Genomic DNA, 15,701 nt, shown 5'->3' with positions numbered 1-15,701 from the left:
TGAGTATTTGAGTTATAATCTTTACTGGAATTAATGACATCTTAAAGTATTAATAATTCACCAACTCCAAAGCTCAAAAACTCAAAAACTATAATTAGATGAAAACGATAAAAGGTCCCGCAATATTTTTAGCCCAGTTTATGGATGATAAAGCTCCATTTAATTCACTGGATGGTTTATGCAAATGGGCATCAGATCTAGGATATAAAGGTATACAAATCCCAACGTGGGAAACAAGATTAATTGATCTGGATAAAGCTGCTGAAAGCCAAACATATTGTGATGAGCTAAAAGGCAAGATCGCTGACTACGGTCTGGAAATCACAGAACTATCCACACATCTACAAGGGCAATTGGTGGCTGTACATCCTGCCTATGATTTGATGTTTGATAATTTTGCACCAGATAGTTGTAAAAATAATCCAAAAAAGCGTACTGAATGGGCTATTACTCAGGTTAAGAATGCAGCGACCGCTAGTAATCGATTAGGATTAAATGTGCACGCAACCTTTTCTGGAGCATTGCTATGGCATACAATGCATCCGTGGCCGCAACGCCCTGCAGGATTAGTTGAAATGGGATTTGAAGAATTGGCGAAAAGATGGTTACCAATCTTGAATTATTTTGATGAACAAGGTGTAGATGTTTGTTATGAAATTCATCCCGGTGAAGACTTGCACGATGGCATAACCTTTGAACGTTTTCTAGAAGCTACAGGAAATCATAAACGAGTAAATATACTATACGATCCTAGTCATTTTGTATTACAGCAACTAGATTATATCGAGTATATAGATCACTATCACGAGTTTATCAAAGCATTTCATGTGAAAGACTCTGAGTTTAATCCTACCGGAAAAAAAGGAGTTTTTGGTGGCTATAGTGATTGGATTGATCGTGCCGGGCGTTATCGCTCTCCAGGAGATGGGCAAATCGATTTCAAAACGATTTTCTCGAAGCTTACACAATATGGTTGCGATGTCTGGGCAGTAATGGAATGGGAATGCTGTATCAAATCTCCAGAGCAAGGCGCCAAGGAAGGCGCTCCGTTTATACAAAAGCATATCATAGAAGCTACGCAAAAAGCTTTTGATGATTTTGCAGGAGCAGAAATTGATAAAGAACAGCTTAAAAAAATACTAGGATTATAACCTTTAATAAAACAACATGAAGAAAATTATATCTCTATGTTTTACAATGTTTATTCTCTTTTCTTGCAACAAAGAAACAAAAGAGACTACCAATAAACCGGTAGATGAAACTGCAAAAAAAGAGCAAACCTCAACTCCTCCAAAAAAGGAAATTACTGATCCTAAGGAAACAGAAGTTTGGGATCCAGAACCCAAAGCGATTTCTTTTAACGCTGCTAATATACCATCTGATGCAACCGTTCTGTTTGATGGAAGTAATCTAGAGCAATGGATCTCTACAAAAGACTCTACCGCTGCCGCTTGGACTATCAATCCTGATAAAACCATGACTGTAAAACCAGGAACCGGTGATATACAAACAAAAAATAATTTTGGAAGTGTTCAATTACATTTGGAATGGAAAGCTCCAGACGTAGTTGAAGGAGAAGGACAAGGAAGAGGAAATAGCGGAGTTTTCTTTCAGAATAAATATGAAGTACAGATTTTGGATAGTTATCAAAATCGTACCTATGCTAACGGACAAGCAACTTCTATTTATAAGCAACATATTCCATTAGTAAATGCTACTAAACCCAATGATCAATGGCAAACCTATGATATTATCTTTCACGCACCTGAATTTGATACAGATGGTAAAAAAACCAAATCAGGATTTTTTACCGTAATTCATAATGGAGTACTTGTGCAAGATCACGTAGAGATAATAGGAAGTACTGAATATATTGGCTCTCCTAAAAATGAACCACACGGTAAAGGTCCTATCAAACTACAAGATCATAGCAACCCTGTTTATTATAGAAACATCTGGGTAAGAGAATTATAACATATCCTAATCTTTTTTTAAATCTTCATCTGAAAAACTACCAAATAATATAGCAGAGAACTATATAATAAGTGAAGAAAAAAGAAATATGGTTTTGTGCTTATTTGTATCCACATAGCTAAGGGTAAATTAAAAGCTGCCAGATAATTACCTTCTTTAACTTGCTTCATACTCTTTTTAAAAAGTAACTGACCAATATCTGATTCTGGAAAAGAGTGAGTGGCTATGGAAATCCCTAACCATAAAAATACAACTTCGCTATTGGGAATTAAATATTCACCTAGATTAAATAAAATTAAGGCCAATAAAGACATTTCCATAAAAGGAATAAGGGTTATAGCCAAGGTATACGCATAACTTTTCGGCTTTTCATATTCGACCGAACATGTATTATTATCCAATGCGAGATAATTAACCTTTTGTACTTGTAATCCCAGCATATTGCATATTAATTTATTGATCACAGCCTTTAAAATTAATCCAGGAAAGGTAACGAGTCTTATAGAATATCCTATGAGTTGATCCATGAGTAGTTAGTTGTGGTTATAAAAGTTTTCGTTGATACTATTAAAACGCAACATTTAAGGAATACCCTACCTCTAAAAAATCATTATCCTAAAAAAGTTCTTCAGCCTTCATTACTGACTGGAAATAAAATCTTCAATCTCTTTATCTTCAAAAACAGGATTTGCACCTTCGCTTCCAGCAACCATCGCTCCAATTGCACAAGCATAATCTAAAGCTAATTGGGGTTCAGTATCTTTCAATAATTTAGAAATGAGAGTCGCCAAAAAAGAGTCCCCGGCTCCTACCGTATCCACTACTTCAATCTTGTATCCATTATTATGATACAAAGATCCTTCATAAAACAATGTGGCGCCTTTTCCTCCTTTGGTAACACAAATTTGGTCTGTATTTGTATGATTTGCTATTTCTTTTATCTGCTCGTGAAGTGCAGTTTCTTTAATGCTAAAATGATTACAGATTTCATCAAGTTCTTCATCGTTTAACTTAATAAAATCCGCTCTTTTCATTAATTTAGAAAGTAAGTTTGCATCATAATATGGTGGACGAAGATTCACATCTAAAATCTTGAATTTGGCTTCATCTAATAATCTGAATAAAGTCTTTCTAGAAATATCGTTCCTAGCCGCTAAACTACCAAAAATTATAGCATCTGATGCTTTCACCTCCTTAAGAGCTTCTTCTGTAATACTAATAAAATCCCAAGCAACTGGTCTACTGATTTCATAAGAAGCCGTCCCTTCTTTATCCAATGAAACTAAAACTTCTCCTGTGTGATATTGATTATCTTTTTGAACTGTTTCTGAAGATAAACCGTGTTTATTTATATAGGTAATAATATCATGACCTAAATCATCCATCCCTACTCTGGTAATGATGGAAGAATCGATTCCCATTGTTTTTAATCGTAAAGCAACATTAAGAGGAGCGCCCCCTATTTTTTTATGATGTGGAAATATATCCCAAAGTACTTCTCCAAAACAGCTTATTTTCATGTTTTTCTAATTTTTACTCAAGATATTAATTATTATACTTTTTCCATACCAAAAAACAACCCTCACCGGTTAACTACTCCGATGAGGGTCTAGGTTGAAGCCAAAAAAATTAAACTAACTCAACTTACACTCAATTAACAGCTTCAACTTTTCTTCAAATCGTTATAATGCTTTATTTAAAATAGGTTCCGGCATGCGCTGGAATGACAAAATGATATTGTTTTTAGACAGAATTTAATTTCTCTTTGATCTTTTCTAAACACAAATTATTAATACTTCCTACATGACTATGTTTTGTGTTTTTTTCAGGTTTATAATTTCCGTTTTCGATATCTAGTCCAATTTTCACATATGCATCTCTAAAAGACATTCCTTTCATCACTAATTCATTAAGTGTATCAACACTAAATAGATAATCATATTTAGAATCCTCTAAAATGGTTTCATTCACCCTGACACTTTTCAACGCATAAATTGCCATTTCTAAACACGCTTTTAGATCCTGAATCGCAGGAACAATGCCTTCCTTTAGCAATTGTAAATCTCTATGGTAACCACTCGGCAAATTATTGGTTAACAAACTTAATTCATAAGGCAATGCCTGTATTTTGTTACACTTTCCTCTTATTAACTCAAATACATCAGGATTCTTCTTATGTGGCATGATACTGGAACCCGTAGTTAATTCTGATGGAATGCCCATAAAATCAAAATTCTGACTCATATATAAACACACATCCATTGCCAGTTTAGATAATGTTCCTGCAATACTACTCATGGCAAAGGCAGTTGATTTTTCAGATTTTCCCCTACTCATTTGGGCGGCTACCACGTTATATTTTAACATTTCGAAACCTAATTCTTTTGTGGTAAACTCTCTATCAATCGGAAATGAACTTCCGTATCCGGCTGCACTACCTAATGGATTCTGATCTACAACTTTTAGTGCAGCATTCACAAAATATACATCATCCACAAAACTCTCTGCGTATGCCGAAAACCATAATCCAAATGAAGACGGCATCGCAATCTGAAGATGTGTATATCCCGGTAATAGCACTTCTTTATATCTTTCTGCAGAGCTTAATAAGTTTTCAGACAATTCTTTGACCTGAGATTTAATACCTAATAATTCCTCTTTCAAATATAAATGCATAGCCACTAACACTTGATCATTTCTAGATCTAGCAGTGTGAATCCGCTTTCCGGCGTCGCCTATCTTTTTTGTTAATTCAAATTCAATTTTAGAATGTACATCTTCAAACTGATCTTCAATTACAAAAGTTCCTTCTTCGATTTGTTTTGCCAATGTTTCCAATTCTGTCTCAATTGCCGAGATATCCTGATCAGAAAGCAATGTTATTTGATGTAACATTTTAGCATGGGCCAACGTCGCTTGCACATCGTATTTTGCAATGACCAAATCCAGCTTTCTATCATTTCCGACAGTAAACATATCTATCTTTTGGTCTGTTGGTAATCCTTTATCCCAAAGTTTCATTTCTCTATTTTTAAAAGAGTACAGAAAAAAGAATATAGATAGAAGGCTTTCCAACGCTTCAATCAATTTTCTTATTTCTTTTCTCTATTTTCTTATTTCTTTTAAACTATTCCTTCTAAAATTTTTATATATAATGCTACACCTTCTTTGATCTCCTCTACATATATAAATTCATCTGCAGAATGTGATCTGGTTGAGTCTCCAGGTCCTAATTTTAATGACGGACAACTTAATACCGATTGATCTGATAGTGTAGGTGATCCATAAGTTGTTCTTCCTAATGCAATTCCTGATTTTACAATAGCGTGATCTTTTGGTATTGATGAAGAACCTAAATGTAAGGATCGTGGTTTCACCTCCACATTCTTAGGCATTGCTTGTTTAACCAATTCTAAAACTTCCTCATTTTTATACTTATCATTTACTCTAATATCAACAACCAGATTACAATGAGAAGGCACTACATTATGTTGGTTACCTGCATTGATTTGAGTTACTGTCATTTTTACATTTCCTAAAGTTTCAGAAGTCTTTTCGAATTGATACTCCTTAAACCACTCAATTACTTCCAATGTATTATATATAGCATTATCGTTATTGGGATGTGCAGCATGACTAGCTGTTCCTTTTACGGATACGTCTAATACTAACAATCCTTTTTCTGCAATTGCCAGTTGCATCAATGTTGGCTCCCCGACAATCGCAAATTCTACATTCTTTAAGTATTTCAGGATACTTTTTAAACCTAACGGACCGCTACTCTCTTCTTCTGCAGTGGCTGCAATTACAAAGTTATAGTTCAGATCTTCTCTGTTGTAGAAATAGGTAAATGTAGCAATTAAAGAAACTAGGCATCCTCCAGCATCATTACTTCCTAATCCGTATAATTTTCCATCTTCTACAAATGCTTTAAATGGATCGTTGGTATAATTCCCGTTGGGCTTTACCGTATCATGATGGGAGTTTAATAAAATAGTGGGTTTGGTCTCATCATAATGTTTGTTGCATGCCCAAATGTTATTATTCTCTCTTTCAAAAGGTATATGATATCGATGAAACCAGTTTTCAATTAAAGAAGCGGTACCTTCTTCTTCTGAAGAAAAAGATGGAGTTTCGATCAGTGTATGCAAAAGCTCAATGGCTTTGCTTGATAGCTTTTCAGTATCTGAGTATCTGAGTATCCGAGTATCTGAGTTATCAGATGTAAGGTTCTCTTTATCATCAATTTCTGATATATATTTTTTATTTCTAATACTTTCCATTTCCTTTTTTTTTAAAACTCAAGAACTCACAACTAAAATACTCACAAACTCAAAGTCGTATGTTTTATAGTATTATCTTTTATAAAATCCGCATTAGCTATATGTACTTTACTTACATCTTTCTGCAATGCATCGAAACAATTCTTAAGTTTTGGTAGCATACCATCTGCGATTACTTCTGCATCTCTTAGTTCTGTATATTTTTCTAAATTAATGTGCTCAATTACAGAATCTTTATCTTCGATATTTTCCAGAACTCCTTTAAGCTCAAAACAATAGAAAAGTGACACATCGTAATGCACTCCCATTGCTGAAGCAATTTCTGAAGCAATCGTATCTGCATTGGTATTAAATAATTGACCATTCATATCGTGGGTTACGGCACAAAAAACAGGAGTAATTCCTAATTCTAAGAAACCTGTTAAAATTTTACTATTTACGCTAGTTACATCACCAACAAATCCATAATCAACAAACTGAGCCGGTCTTTTATCTGCTCTTATCAAATTTGCATCAGCTCCTGTCAAACCTAAGGCATTACAGCTATTTTTTTGCAAACCAGCAACAATAGTTTTATTCAATAAACCCGCATAGGTCATTACTACAATCTCCAGATTTTCTGCCGAAGTTATTCTTCTACCATCAATCATTTCTGTCTTTACTCCTAGTCTCGAGGCTAATTTAGTTGCTGATTTTCCGCCACCGTGGATCAAGATTTTATGACCTTTTACTTTTGCAAAATCATTTAAAAAAGAATCCAAAGCATTTTTATCTTCTATGATATTACCTCCAATCTTTGCTACTAACAATTTTTGTTTTGTTTTCATCTTAAAATTTATTTTGCCAACCCGCCACCTGGCTCATTCACTAATAATGTCCACTGGACATTTTCTTAACGTTCCGCCCTCACCAATCTTTGCTGCTAACAATTTTTGTTTTGTTTTCATCTTAATTATTCTTATCACCTTAATTTTTTCTCCCAAAAAGAAGAAGAAATTGTGATCGCATTATTTATTTTCTAATATCTTCTTTAACACCAACTGAGCAGCATAGGTTCTGTTATTAGCCTGTTCAATTACTATCGAATTTTCACTATCAATTACTGCATCATCAACCACTACATTTCTTCTTACGGGTAAACAATGCATAAACTTTGCATTATTGGTTAATTTCATTTTCTCTTCGGTTATTTTCCAACTTTGATCCTGAGATGTCTTTCCATAATCTGTATAAGAACTCCAATTCTTCACATATACAAAATCTGCATCTTTCAAAGCGTTTTCCTGATTGTACTCTATGGACACCTCATTAGTAATCTGACTGGCTAACTCAAATCCCTCAGGGTGGGTAATTACAAAATCTGCGTCCATACGCTGCGTCATTTCTACGAAAGAATTTGCAACTGCCTGTGGTAAGGCTTTCGGATGCGGTGCCCATGATAGTACAATCTTTGGTTTATGCATTGTTTTATGTTCTGTGATGGTAATTGCATCTGTTAATGCTTGTAAAGGGTGACCTGTAGCGCTTTCCATATTAATTACCGGAATACTGGCATACTTTATAAAACTTTTTAATACGTTTTCTTTATAGTCCTCTTCTCTATTCTCGAGTTTAGCAAAAGCTCTAATCGCCAACACATCACAGTACTGAGAAACTACTTGTGCCGCTTCCTTTACGTGTTCAGAATTACCCTGATCCATTACGGTTCCATCACCATATTCTAAAGACCAACCCTCTCCGGTAAAATTCATTACAATTACATTCATACCCAGATTTAAAGCAGCTTTTTGAGTGCTCAACCTTGTACGCAGGCTAGGATTGAAAAACAATAACCCAATGGTTTTGTCTACTCCCAAAGTTTTATCGGATATAGGATTTTTCTTTATCTCAATCGCTTCTTTCACCCACTGATCAAGCGAATCAATATCTTTTATTGAAAAGTAGTTTTTCATAGTTGTTTTCCAAGATTTAAGCACGGAGAAAATAGCGTAAAGACTTTTTAGAGTTTGTTTTGAAAACCCATTATCATTCTTTGAAACTCTTCTAATTTATTCTCCATAATTTCTAATTTTTAGGTTTTTATAATTATGTCGTTTACTCATATACTCTATTTTCTAAACGCCGTTTTCTATTTTCTGCAACAACTCTAGTAAAAGAAATCTTTTTATCAATTGCGTTCACCATAAAATTATCTTCCAGACCATTAACGATCCAGGTTTCTATATCTGCGTTTTGGGTAATGCTTGCTGCTTGTATTTTAGATTGCATTCCTCCAGTACCATGTGTAGAAATTGACGAAACTATTTCGCTTGCTAACGATTCTATATCATCAACTTCTTCTATGGTATCATAGGTGCTATTCTCTACAGATTCTTTAGTACAAATGCCATTCGTATTAGTAGCGATTACTAGCAAATCAGCTTCTAGTAAACAAGCTGTTAGTGCCGCTAACTTATCATTATCACCAAACTGAATTTCATCGGTAGCTACCGTATCATTTTCATTTATGATAGGTATATAATTATTTGCTACTAAAACATTGATGGTGTTCACGATATTCTTTTTGGATTGTTCTCTTTCAAAATCAGAATAAGACAATAAACATTGAGAGGTCAGTAACCCTAAATCTCTAAAACTTTCCTGAAAAATCCGCATTAAATGCGGTTGTCCGATTGAGGCCAAAGCTTGTTTTACATTAATTTCCTTACCGTTACTTTCTAGATTTACAAATTGTTTTGCCACAGCTATTGCACCTGAACTGACAATAACAAATTCATATGTATCCTGCAAGGCAACTATCTGTTTACCAATGTCTTCTATTTTACCTCTAGAAATATGATCTGTTTCTTTGGTCAAAACATTGGATCCAACCTTTAGTATAATTCTCTTTTTATCTGATCTGTCCATCTCCGTGTATATACCATTTATTTGTAACCAAATGCTGCAATCCTATTGGGCCCCTTTGGTGTAATTTATCCGTACTTATCGCTAATTCTCCTCCTAAACCAAGTTGAAAGCCATCCGTAAACCTTGTGGAAGCATTATGATATACTGCTGCACAATCTACATTTGCCATAAAAGTCTCCGCTTGCTTCTGATTTCTGGTGATAATTGCAGCAGAATGTCCTCCACTGTATTTATTTATTTTAGAAATTGCTTCTGGAGCATTTTCTGCTTCTCCTATCACAATTTTATAGTCTAAAAATTCTTCCTGCCATATGTTATCATCAGAAATAGGAAGTACTTCTTCGTATTTTGACAACGAAGGATCACCTAATATTTCCACATTGAAGTTCTTGAGTGTTGCAATCAAGTTTCTTACAAAATCCTCTTTGTTAGGAAGGTTCTTATCAATTAACACTTTATCCACAGCATTGCAGGCAGAAATTTTATCTGTTTTACCATTTATAATATTATCCAACGCCAAAGCTCTGTCTGCTTCGTGGTGAACGTACACAAAATTATTACCGCGTCCACTCACGATAACAGGACAGGTAGCGTGTTGTTTCACGAATGCAATTAACTTTTCTCCTCCTCTTGGAATAATAAGATCAACGTTTTGAGTTGGTTTCTCCAAAAAAGCTTGGGTTTCAGTTCTATTATAGTTCAGATACTCTATCCAATCCTTTGAAATATTGTTTTCTACCAGTGCCTGATGCCATAGTTTTACAATTTCTATATTAGAGTTCAACGATTCTTTACCTCCTTTTAGTAAAATTTTATTACCAGATTTGAATGCGATTCCAGCCGCTTCTATGGTAACATCAGGTCTAGATTCGTAAATAATTAAAATAGTTCCAAAAGAAGCTGTCTTGTTATATATCTGCATACCATTATCGTGAGTAAATCGAAAACGTTCCACTCCAATTGGATCTTCTTGACTTGCCAATTGAATAAGCGCTGCAATCATTATTTCTATTTTATGATGATCTACTTTTAATCGATCCTGCATGGCCAAATCCTTTCCGTTATAAGATTCAAGATCTATACGGTTTGCTTTTATGATGTTCTCTCTGTATTGATTGACCAATACTGCCATCCTTTGTAATACCGAGTTTCTTTGTGATATATCTAATGTTATACTCATATTATATCTTTTCTGGTACTAAAACTTTTTTTAGTGATGTTATAAATTGATCGATTTCAGATTTACCAATGGTCAATGGAGGAAGTATTCTTAAAAGATTTTTGTTCATAGCTCCTCCTGTAAAAATATGTTCGTCATAAATCAATTTTTTTCGAAGATCCCCAACCTCAAAATCAAATTCTAACCCTAACATCAATCCTCTCCCTTTTACTTTTTTAACTCCCGGTATATGTAGCGCTTCAGAGATAAAATAATCGCCAGTGAGCTTAGCGTTATCGATCAAATTTTCCGTTTCTAATATTTCTAACACTGATAAAGCTGCTACACAGGCAAGATGGTTTCCGCCAAACGTGGTACCTAACATTCCATAACTTGGTTCAATTTGTGGTGCGATCATAATTCCGCCTATTGGGAAACCATTACCCATACCTTTTGCAATCGAAATAATATCCGGAGTAATTCCGTGATATTGATGTGCAAAGAATTTTCCGGTTCTTCCAAATCCCGCTTGTACCTCATCTAAAATAAATACAGCTTGATTTTGTTTACACAGTTGCTCCAATCCTTTAAAAAACTCAGTCGTTCCTTCATCCAATCCTCCTACTCCTTGTATTGGTTCAATAATAACGGCACATACATCACCTTTTTTTAATTCAACCTGCACTAGGTCCAGGTTATTTAAAGGTAAAAAAGTGACATTCTGTTGCTTGTTAAGAGGCGAATTAATCTTATTATTATCGGTAGCGGCGACCGCAGCTGAAGTTCTCCCGTGAAATCCATTATGAAATGATATAACTCTGGATTTTCCTGTATAGAAAGAAGCAAGTTTTAGGGCATTTTCATTAGCTTCGGCTCCAGAATTACATAAAAAGAGTTGGTATTCATTGTATCCGGAAAGTTTACCTAATTTATCTGCCAATTGAGATTGTAGGCTATTTTGAACAGCATTAGAATAAAACCCTATTTTTTCTATTTGTTCTTTTAATCTTTTCACATAATGCGGATGTCCGTGACCAACAGATATTACGGCGTGACCACCATACAAATCCAAATATTCAATTCCGTTTTTATCTACGACAATACTGTCATAAGCATTAACCGGTTCCACATTATATAAAGGATAGACATCAAATAGTTTCATATTTTTCTTTTTAAAAAGAGAATAAAGAGAAGAGAAAACAGATAAAAAATATTTGCTCTATTTTCTTAAATCTTCATCACTTACTTAATCGTATTTATTTTTTCGTAAGAAGCCATTACTCCTTTTATTACCGATGAACTCAATCCTTGGTGCTCCATTTCATTTAAACCTTCGATTGTGCATCCTTGCGGTGTCGTCACTTTGTCAATTTCACGTTCTGGATGTGTTCCATTTTCTGCTACTAGTGTTGCGGCACCAATAGCAGTTTGAACGGCTATGATTTGAGCTTCGTGTGGATGAAATCCCATCTGAATTCCGCCCTGGATCATGGCACGAAGAAATCGTAAAAAGAAAGCAATTCCGCTGGCTCCTAAAACCGTAGCTGCCTGCATTAATCTTTCTTCGATTACTAAGGTTTCTCCTATGGTATCAAACATTTTTTCTACCATAGATAGCTCTTCTTTCACATCATCATTAGCTGCAATACAGGTCATAGACAGTTTTTTTGCTGCTCCTGTATTGGGCATTACTCGTACCACTTTATTCTTTGGAACGACTTCATTAATTTCTTTAATGGAGGTTCCTGTAACTGTAGAAATTAATATTTGATCACTGGTAATCAAATCTTTAATCTCTTGTAAAACCGCATCTAACTGTCTTGGTTGCACACATAGAATTATCCATTTTACATCTTTAATAGATTCAATAATCTGCTGTGAAGTGGATACTCCAAGTTTCTCCTCAACTTCTTTAAGATTATACTTCGATTTATCAACAACGGTGATATCTTTTGCTTCAAACAGATCACTATCGGCCAATCCGGATATGATGGATTTCCCTAAGTTACCTCCTCCTATAATTGTTATTTTATTCATTTCTTATCTCTTTTGTCAGTCTGAGCCTGTCGAAGACTCAATTTTAAAAGTTCTTAGTTACACTTCGACAAGTTCAGTGTAACACTGATAATCTTAAAAGGCGTTTGCTTTTAGTTCTAATCCCGTTTTTTCTTCCAATCCAAACATCAAATTCATATTATGAATAGCCTGACCAGATGCTCCTTTTATTAAATTATCAATAACCGACGTAATTACTACCATTCCATTATTCTTTCTGATATGTAGAATACATTTATTGGTGTTTACAACTTGCTTCAGATGAATTTCTTGATCTGATACAACAGTAAATTTTGCATCCTTGTAAAAGGAAGTATAGAGCGCTTTAGCCTCTTCTTCGGATCCATTATATTTTGTATACATCGTAGCATATATTCCTTTACTGAAATTCCCTCGGTTAGGGATAAAGAAAATCGGAGCTTCAAAATCACTTTGTAGTTGTGAAATGCTTTGAACAATTTCGCCTAAGTGTTGATGATTAAACACCTTATAACTTGAAAAGTTGTTATCTCTCCAGCTAAAATGTGTAGTTCCACTGGGCATTACTCCAGCCCCGGTACTTCCTGTGGTAGCGTTTACGTGAACAGACTCTTGCAATTTTCCATCGGAAGCCAACGGTAATAAGCCTAACTGTATTGCCGTAGCAAAACATCCGGGATTCGCAATATTTTGAGCTGATTTGATAGTTTCTTTTTGTAATTCTGGTAAGCCGTATATAAAATTTCTATTCAGATAACTTTTGTCATTTTCTAACCTGAAATCATTACCTAAATCAATAATTTTGGTAGCATTAGAAAATGTATTTGCTTCTAAGAAAGCTCTGGATCTTCCGTGACCAAGACATAGAAATAATACATCTACAGCAGGATTAACGGTATCTGTAAAGGAAAGATCTATATCACCCAACAGATCCACATGCTGTTTGCTTATAGAAATACCGGCATTGGTAGTACTGTAAACAAAATCCAGTTGAACTTTTGGGTGATGAACCAATAATCTTATCAATTCTCCCGCCGTATATCCTGATCCTCCTATGATTCCGACTTTAATCATGATTCGCTTGGATTTACGTTATGATAAATTTTATTTGCATTACCATAGATCTTAATAAAACCTTTCGCATCATCAGACGTCCAGGAGTTATTCATTTCGCCATACTGACCAAAATCAGATTTCATCATATCAAACTCAGATTCAATTCCTTCTAATGTAAAATGATATGGTTTTAACCTTACCATCACCTCACCGGTAACAGATTTTTGAGAATCTTCAAGAAATACTTCAATGTTTCTCATGACCGGATCCAGATAATTCCCTTCGTGTAGCAACATTCCGTACCAATTCGCTAATTGTTCTTTCCAATATTGTTGCCACTTTGTCAATACATGCTTTTCTAATAAATGATGTGCCTTGATAATGACCAAAGGTGCAGCAGCCTCAAATCCTACTCTTCCTTTAATTCCTATGATAGTATCACCCACATGAATATCTCTACCAATGGCAAAAGCACTTGCTAGTTCTTCTAATTTCTGAATATTCTTAACAGGAGTGTCCTTGATTCCGTCTAGGCCAACTAATTCGCCTTTCTCAAAATTTAAAGTAATGGTTTCTTCATTCTCTTTTTGAAGTTGACTTGGATAAGCATCATTAGGCAAAGCTTTATTGGATGTTAAGGTTTCTTTTCCTCCTACACTAGTACCCCAGATACCCTTATTAATAGAATACTGAGCTTTTTCCCAACTGTAATCCACTCCATGTTCTTTGAGAAACTCAACTTCCTCTTGTCTGGATAATTTTAAGTCTCTTATCGGAGTGATAATTTCAATTTCGGGTGCCAAAGTCTGAAAAATGACATCAAATCGTATTTGATCATTACCCGCTCCTGTACTGCCGTGCGCAATATATTTGGCACCAACTTTCTTTGCATAATTGATCACCTCTATGGCCTGAAAGATTCTTTCTGCACTCACAGACAAGGGATAGGTATTATTCTTAAGAACATTACCAAAAATCAAATATTTAATCGCTTTTTGATAAAACTTTTCTAATATTGTTTTGTTTACGTGTGATGCACTTCCTAATTCATAAGCTCTCTTTTCCGTATGTTCCAGTTCTTCTTCAGAAAATCCACCAGTGTTTACCAAGATAGTATGAACTTCTAGATTCTTTTCGTGAATAAGGTATTTTACGCAATATGAAGTATCTAAACCTCCGCTATACGCTACTACTACTTTTTCCATAACAACAATTGTTTATTGCTCGTAAGCATGGTTTGCTTAATTTCTTTTAATCTTTTCAATACTTTTTTATCAAACCATTTCTCCTTTTTCTTGGTTGCTTTTGCTGGATCATACAGCATACCTGTGCATAAACACATCTTATGATCTTTTGCGGTAAGAATATTATAATTGGTACAGGTTTGGCATCCAGCCCAGAATTTTGGATCATCTGTTAACTCAGAGAAAGTAACGGGCTTGTAACCAAGATCAGAGTTTATTTTCATAACTGCCAATCCTGTTGTAATTCCGAAAACTTTGGAATGCGGATACTTCTGTAAAGAATAATTAAAGGTGAATTCTTTAATTTTTTTTGCCAACCCCTGATTTCTATAATCAGGATGTACGATTAGACCTGAATGAGCTACATATTTTTCGTGCCCCCAAACTTCGATATAACAAAATCCTGCAAATTTACCCTTGCATAAAGCAATAATTGCATTACTGTTATTCATTTTTGTTTGGATATACTCCGGTGTTCGTTTAGCAATACCGGTTCCTCTTACCTTGGCAGAGTCTGATATGACATCACAAATTTCTTGTGCATAACCTAAATGGTTATTATTAGCTATGATAATTTCTATCTGTTTCATAAACGAGTCCCGCTTATCAAAAAGTTCTTTACTTAAAAAAATTTAAAATGGTATGATTCCTTTGGAGATTACTAATTAGTCTTAAAGAATGAAATAAGATATTCTGGTATCTTCTATTCAAAATTTAAACTCAATTAAAATCGGAATATTTTTAAGGGGAAGAAGGACGCACCTACTTCAAAATAATTTTAAACCCACAAGGGGCGACGAAAGCGGCGTGCAGTTGTTATGATATTAACTAATTGGTTCAAGAATTGAACTCTAACTTCTGTAAATGTAAAATGTACCGTTTTCATAATAGTAACTCTAAATCGTCGGCCGTAGCCCCTTTCGTTAACTAGCTAATACAATATTACATAAAAAAAAGCTTTAGGTAAAAGGAAAAAACGGACATTCTTTCAGAATTATCATTTTGATAAAAACTAAATCATATTTTGATTAAATCTCAACAAAC

At 34.6% G+C, this 15,701-nt stretch carries 15 protein-coding genes; 2 read left to right on the top strand and 13 right to left on the bottom strand.

The genetic code is table 11. The features are described from left to right. Positions 1-98 precede the first annotated feature (98 nt). Entirely contained in the window at positions 99-1,151 is a 1,053-nt protein-coding gene (locus tag ACE94K_RS11875) for a sugar phosphate isomerase/epimerase family protein (protein ID WP_378172313.1), read from the top strand. A 16-nt stretch (positions 1,152-1,167) separates the two neighbouring features. Beyond that, positions 1,168-1,974 carry a DUF1080 domain-containing protein gene (locus ACE94K_RS11870; protein ID WP_378172310.1) on the top strand — a complete coding sequence of 269 codons (807 nt, stop codon included), beginning with the start codon at positions 1,168-1,170 and terminating at the stop codon, positions 1,972-1,974. Between the two features lie 17 nt (positions 1,975-1,991). On the opposite strand, the gene ACE94K_RS11865 is transcribed toward ACE94K_RS11870, so the two are convergent. The 13 genes from ACE94K_RS11865 to ACE94K_RS11805 form a co-directional block, all read right to left on the bottom strand. Continuing rightward, positions 1,992-2,501 carry a hypothetical protein gene (locus tag ACE94K_RS11865; RefSeq protein WP_378172308.1) on the bottom strand — a complete coding sequence of 170 codons (510 nt, stop codon included), beginning with the start codon at positions 2,499-2,501 and terminating at the stop codon, positions 1,992-1,994. A gap of 111 nt (positions 2,502-2,612) precedes the next feature. Next, on the bottom strand, positions 2,613-3,494 hold the full coding sequence (locus tag ACE94K_RS11860; RefSeq protein ID WP_378172305.1) for a carbohydrate kinase: 882 nt from the start codon (positions 3,492-3,494) through the stop codon (positions 2,613-2,615). A gap of 223 nt (positions 3,495-3,717) precedes the next feature. Next, positions 3,718-4,995 (bottom strand): argininosuccinate lyase, encoded by a 1,278-nt coding sequence (gene argH / locus ACE94K_RS11855; protein ID WP_378172302.1) that lies wholly within the window; start codon positions 4,993-4,995, stop codon positions 3,718-3,720. Between the two features lie 101 nt (positions 4,996-5,096). Next, positions 5,097-6,257, bottom strand: a complete 1,161-nt coding sequence (locus ACE94K_RS11850) for a M20 family metallo-hydrolase (RefSeq protein WP_378172300.1) — start codon at positions 6,255-6,257, stop codon at positions 5,097-5,099. Positions 6,258-6,298: 41 nt separating this feature from the next. Then, positions 6,299-7,084, bottom strand: a complete 786-nt coding sequence (gene argB / locus ACE94K_RS11845) for an acetylglutamate kinase (RefSeq protein ID WP_378172298.1) — start codon at positions 7,082-7,084, stop codon at positions 6,299-6,301. A gap of 180 nt (positions 7,085-7,264) precedes the next feature. Beyond that, a complete protein-coding gene (locus ACE94K_RS11840) occupies positions 7,265-8,209 on the bottom strand; it encodes an N-acetylornithine carbamoyltransferase (RefSeq protein ID WP_378172296.1) in 945 nt (314 codons plus the stop codon). A gap of 142 nt (positions 8,210-8,351) precedes the next feature. Next, positions 8,352-9,164, bottom strand: coding sequence for a glutamate 5-kinase (gene proB / locus ACE94K_RS11835; protein ID WP_378172294.1), 813 nt, complete (start codon positions 9,162-9,164; stop codon positions 8,352-8,354). Continuing rightward, on the bottom strand, positions 9,148-10,344 hold the full coding sequence (locus ACE94K_RS11830) for a glutamate-5-semialdehyde dehydrogenase (protein WP_378172291.1): 1,197 nt from the start codon (positions 10,342-10,344) through the stop codon (positions 9,148-9,150). The genes proB and ACE94K_RS11830 overlap by 17 nt, the downstream gene beginning before the upstream one ends. A gap of 1 nt (position 10,345) precedes the next feature. After that, on the bottom strand, positions 10,346-11,485 hold the full coding sequence (locus ACE94K_RS11825) for an aspartate aminotransferase family protein (RefSeq protein ID WP_378172289.1): 1,140 nt from the start codon (positions 11,483-11,485) through the stop codon (positions 10,346-10,348). An 80-nt stretch (positions 11,486-11,565) separates the two neighbouring features. Then, entirely contained in the window at positions 11,566-12,360 is a 795-nt protein-coding gene (gene proC / locus ACE94K_RS11820) for a pyrroline-5-carboxylate reductase (RefSeq protein ID WP_378172287.1), read from the bottom strand. Between the two features lie 93 nt (positions 12,361-12,453). Next, positions 12,454-13,431 carry an N-acetyl-gamma-glutamyl-phosphate reductase gene (gene argC / locus ACE94K_RS11815; RefSeq protein WP_378172285.1) on the bottom strand — a complete coding sequence of 326 codons (978 nt, stop codon included), beginning with the start codon at positions 13,429-13,431 and terminating at the stop codon, positions 12,454-12,456. Further along, a complete protein-coding gene (locus ACE94K_RS11810; RefSeq protein ID WP_378172282.1) occupies positions 13,428-14,618 on the bottom strand; it encodes an argininosuccinate synthase in 1,191 nt (396 codons plus the stop codon). Before ACE94K_RS11810 ends, argC begins: the two co-directional genes overlap by 4 nt. Beyond that, positions 14,606-15,247: a GNAT family N-acetyltransferase gene (locus ACE94K_RS11805; RefSeq protein ID WP_378172280.1), complete on the bottom strand. Its 642-nt coding sequence runs from the start codon at positions 15,245-15,247 to the stop codon at positions 14,606-14,608. Before ACE94K_RS11805 ends, ACE94K_RS11810 begins: the two co-directional genes overlap by 13 nt. Between the last annotated feature and the right edge of the window lie 454 nt (positions 15,248-15,701).

Source organism: Aquimarina besae (assembly GCF_042434905.1).
Lineage (GTDB): Bacteria > Bacteroidota > Bacteroidia > Flavobacteriales > Flavobacteriaceae > Aquimarina.
Note: the sequence above shows the minus strand (reverse complement) of the source record. Positions and strands in the feature narration are given on the sequence as shown.